Source organism: Endozoicomonas sp. SESOKO2, from assembly GCF_024606245.1.
Classification (GTDB): Bacteria; Pseudomonadota; Gammaproteobacteria; order Pseudomonadales; family Endozoicomonadaceae; genus Endozoicomonas_A.
Genome location: NZ_JAHHPQ010000748.1, coordinates 1 through 1114, shown reverse-complemented (window position 1 = coordinate 1114; position 1114 = coordinate 1). Strand labels below are relative to the sequence as shown.

The window sequence follows — 1114 nt, the reverse complement described above, 5'->3', positions numbered from 1 at the left end:
ATAACAAGCCCCGAGTTTCATCGACCACCTTGTCTACCTCTTTTTGTCGTTCTTCGGGAAATTTTTCAAGCAACCGATTTAGACGCTGTTGCCCCTGAGTCAGATGTGCAAACCTCGGGGGAAACCGACGCAATTGATAAAATTTAAACAAACCAGGTTCCACCCCCAATACATTCCAAGTTTGGATTGCCGTAACAATAAGGGTGTTCAGGTCATTTGTATAAAGTGCAGGTTTATCTGACGTGCCCACAAAAGACTTAATCTCACCATTGACTCGCAATCGACCAAGTTGCTCATCATCCAAGCCGTAGGTTATGTGCAAAAAAAACTGCACCATATTGTCATTGGTAAGGGGGTCTTTGTCCGCATAGTATCCGTTACCAGCCAACATGGGGAATTCCAACAATGTTTCCAGATCGTGCAACATGAATGACTCACAGCCAAAGCCACTGCCCTGACGTTCAGGCAGGAAGTAAAACCGGGAATCAGTGAAGCCATGATGTCTTAACGCCAGTGTTAAAGCTAAAGTGACAAAATGTGCCAGGAGCGAATAAACTTGATCTTCGTAGTAACGCTTAAAAACACTTAAACTATCAACGACAAAAACACGATAAAGTCCTTCAGTATTTTTCCGGATAGAAACAATGCTGACGTGGCCCGCATGGTCCTGAAAAATAAATTGTTTAGATTGACTTGCTGCCATTAACGACAGCTGGGTTATAAATAACCCAACCAGCTGCTGAAGACACTGAGGGTAGCCCAGTCGAGCTTGCATATACCTTAGAGTTAACGGCGGTCTGGCAGCATTGACAATGCTGTCTACTAACGACTGTTTGGGCACCCCTTCAGGTAATACAAGCTCCGGAATCGCATATCTGGCAAATACTCTGATTAAATCTTCTGGCAGGCTCGCAAGCCTCGGATATTCAAGTAAAACGTGTGACATTTCACCTCCTTCCAGCTTCCCGGGAAAATGATGCTTAAGTAGCCTCAGAATCGCTTTCCAACGGTATTTACCACTCTCCAGAGAGCCCTTCTCCTCCAAAATATTGGGGGATGCCGCATACAATCTTTCCAATTCTGCATTAAAGTCATCAATATTTTTTTTCTGATC

At 44.2% G+C, this 1114-nt stretch carries 1 protein-coding gene; it reads right to left on the bottom strand.

The genetic code is table 11. The annotated features are described in order from the left end of the window. Positions 1–703: hypothetical protein (locus KDK17_RS17815; protein WP_257254476.1), on the bottom strand; the 703-nt coding region annotated here is incomplete at its 3' end. Positions 704–1114: the final 411 nt, after the last annotated feature.